Genomic DNA, 3,564 nt, shown 5'->3' on the forward strand with positions numbered 1-3,564 from the left:
CCCCCCCCCCCGGTGAGTATGGGAGCATCCGCTTGGGCGGATGCGACACCCAAGCCTGCCAGCAGGCTGATCAGGACGGTCATCATCGCCAGAATGCGACGCAGGCGGGAAACCAGATGCATGAAACCAAACCCCCTCACCAAACATCAAGCGGTATCAATACCGCCTGCCTAAAAAAGTTCTTCTTGTCGGAAAGCCACCCTTTGCTCAGCGCCAGCTCTACATTACATTGCAGAAACCAAGACGAAAACCAGCCACCTTCTCGACGTCCCTACTTTTCACTCTACCATTCGATCCGCAAACAACACACGACCACATCAGGGGCCCTTGGATATGGCGAGGCCCCGCCTCCTGCTATCTGCAAGAGAACGGGGCCTCATCCTTAAAGTGTCAAGCGGTAATCAGCCGGTGTTCTGCAGGCCGGCGGCGACTCCCGAAACGGTGCAGAGGATCAGGTAGATGAAGTCGGCCTGTTGACTCTTGCTGAGCTCCTCCTTGTCGTTGCGACGACGCAGGGTGCGCAGGGCGCGCACCTGGGTCACCGAGAGGGCGTCCACATATGGAGAGCGGATCCGGATGGCCTGGCCCAGCACGTGGCGGTGCTGCAGGGGCCACTCGTCACCCACGATTTGCAGAACCCACTTGCGGGTCAGCTCCATCTCCGAGAGGACCTTCTGGCTCAGGTCGTCCCTGTCGCCCAGGGAGAGGTACATCTTGGCGATGCGCTCGTCGGTCTTGGCCAGGCTCATCTCGATGTTGTCGATGAAGGTGCTGAAGAGCGGCCACTCTTCATAGGCCTGACGCAGGGTCTCCAGGTCGCCGAACTTCTCGCAGGCGGTGCCCAGGCCGTACCAGGCGGCCAGGTTGATTCGTGCCTGCGCCCAGGAGAAGACCCAGGGTATGGTCCGCAGATCGTCCAGGGACTTGGCGCCCAGACCACGCTTGGCCGGCCGGGAGCCGATGGGCAGCAGGCCGATCTCGTTCAGGGGCGTCACGATGGAGAACCAGGGGGCGAAGTCAGGCGTGTGCAACAGGTCCAGGAAGCGTTCGTGGGCGGCCTGGTTCAGCTTGCCGGCCATGTCCGCGTACTTCTCGGTCATGGTGGTGTTGCGCTCCTCCACGCTGGGCGCGGACTGGAGCAGCGTGGCCGCAGCCACGGATTCGATGTGGCGGATGGCCAGGACCGGGTTGCCGTAGCGGGCGAAGATGACCTCGCCCTGTTCTGTCAGCTTGAACCGGCAGTTGACCGAGCCCACAGGTTGGGCAAGCACGGCCCGGTTGGCGGGGCCGCCGCCACGGCCTACGGCGCCGCCGCGCCCGTGGAAGAGGGTCAGGTCGATGTTGTGGCTCTCGGCCCACTTGGCGATGCGCTCCTGGGCGGAGTGCAGGGCCAGGGTCGCCGAGACGGGACCGGCATCCTTGGAGGAGTCGGAGTAGCCCAGCATGACCTCCATCTTGTTGCCGGTCTCCTTGAGCCGGGCCTGGACCTCGGGGATCTTGATGATCTCCTCCAGCACGTCCACCGAGTTCTGCAGGTCCTCCAGCTGTTCGAACAGGGGGATCACGTCGATGACCGGCACGTCCTCGGCATGCTGGAAGGCCAGCCGGTTGAGCTCGTAGACGTCCTTGACGTTCTGCGCCGACTTGGTGAAGGAGATGATGTAGCGGCGGGCGGCCTTCTGGCCGTTGCGCTTCTGGATGGCTCCCAGGGCCCGGAAGGTGTCGAGCACCTCGTGGGTCATGGGCTGCAGCTCGCCGCGCTCGCCATGCAGGCCGTGCTCGCGGATGTCCTCCAAGGCGCGGGCGTGGACCAGGGAGTGCTGGCGGAACTCCATCTCCACCATGTGGAAGCCGAAAGTCTGGGCCTGCCAGATCAGATCCTGCAGGGGGCCATAAGCCTGACGAACTGCCCCCGCCTTGGCCAGGGAATCCTGGACCACGCGCAGGTCGGCGATGAAGTCGTCGCAGTCGGCATACATGAGGTCGGCGTCACGCTGGATGGTGGCCTGCAGACGGTCTGCAATGACCAGGACCACCGCACGGTGCAGCTCGTTGTGCGAGATGGTGGTGGCCCTATCGGTCAGGCGCTCGCTCATCTCCTTCTGATGGCTCCACAGGCTCCTCAACTCGGAACTGGGGGGCGTGGTGGTCACCTCCATGGTCATGTTGCGGCCCACGGTGGTGGTGGCCTTGACCAGTGCCTCGAGCATGTGGTCGGAGAACTTGCGGGCCACCTTGCGCGAGACCTTGGCAGTCACGTTGGGATTGCCGTCGCGATCGGAGCCGATCCAGCTGCCCGGGTGGAAGAAAGCGGGGCAGACGGGCTTGACCATGCCGGCCTTCTTGCCCAGCATCCAGTCATCGAAGCGGCGGTAGACCCTGGGAATGGTCTCGAAGAGTGTGGCGTCGAAGATGTCCAGGATGGTGTTGGCTTCCTCGACGGGCGTCGGTTTCTTGGCTGCGATGGGCGAAGTGCGGAAGAGGGCGTCGATCTCGTTGTGCAGCAGACGCTCGTTCTCCTCCAGTTCGGAACCGCCCAGGCCACGGCGGACGGCCAGCAGGTTGGCGATGCGCCGGATCTTGCCCTCCACGGCCTTGCGCCTCGCCTCGGTGGGGTGGGCGGTGAAGACGGGGTGGAACTCCAGCTTTTCCAGCAGCTCCGAGGCCTTGGCCGGGCCCATCTCTTGAAGGAGCTGGCTGTAGGCGCTGGTCATCTCGTTGATGGGGTCGGTGCCCTTGGTCTTAAGATCCACCTTGCCCTCGCGCTCGTGCAGAACCTTCACCCGGTAGTTCTCCTCGCAGAGGTTGGCCAGATGGAAGTATGTGGTCAGGGCGCGGGCCAGCAGCTGGGAATCCTTGACCGAGGTATCGTCGATCAGGGCTACGGCCTTGGCCAGGCCGTCCTCGTCAGGCACGGGGTCCGAGGGGTGGCGGTTGAAGTGCTCGGCGCTGGCCGTCATTACGTCCTCGCGCAGGGAGTCGAACCGCTTGAGCAGTTTTTGATCGAACTCCCCCAACACATCCCTGAGCAGCCGCAAGCACAAGGCCATGTCCTCATCCAACGATTGAGGCAGCTTGCGTTCCTCCGGCCCCTTGGTCCCGGTGCCGGATGTGACCAGGGTCGCATCGGCAGCCGTGATTTGCTGATTACTATCTGTCATCAGTCCTCCTTGTCGAATCGCAGGTTGCCTGGTCTTCGGCCATTCCACGGCTCCTCCGCGGTTATTGGTGGTCGGCGTTGCAGGCCCACAGCCTTCGGTTCGATGGCTCGCGGCCCATTCTAGGACGCTTTCAGGTCGAATACGTTTCATGGTCCCATGCGGCGGTGCAAGCTCACGTGACCCGGGTGGAGTATGAATGTGGGTGTGAAATTCAAGAGCAGGAGTTCCAAGGACAGCTATCGCGGCAGGGCCGCAGCTGAGGTCAGACGGGTAAGCAAGTACCATACCCACTCCATTCCTCTGGATATGGAGGATATCGAACGCGATTACGACAAGCCCATCGTCGAGGCCTGCATCGCGGCCAAGACCAGCCTGATTGTGCGGGTGGGCATGCTGGAGCTGG

Annotated in this window: 1 protein-coding gene and 1 pseudogene; one reads left to right on the forward strand and one right to left on the reverse strand. The window is 63.0% G+C overall.

What is annotated here, in order from left to right; translation table 11 throughout:
- Positions 1 to 401: 401 nt before the first annotated feature.
- A complete protein-coding gene (locus H3T93_RS09030; RefSeq protein WP_110416656.1) occupies positions 402 to 3,161 on the reverse strand; it encodes a phosphoenolpyruvate carboxylase in 2,760 nt (919 codons plus the stop codon).
- 192 nt (positions 3,162 to 3,353) lie between these two features.
- Here H3T93_RS09030 and H3T93_RS09035 point away from each other — a divergent pair.
- Positions 3,354 to 3,564: pseudogene (locus tag H3T93_RS09035) on the forward strand (threonine/serine exporter family protein); the annotation flags it as partial.

The sequence above is a fragment of the Bifidobacterium sp. M0404 genome (genome assembly GCF_016101415.1).
Taxonomy (GTDB): Bacteria; Actinomycetota; Actinomycetes; order Actinomycetales; family Bifidobacteriaceae; genus Bombiscardovia; species Bombiscardovia polysaccharolytica.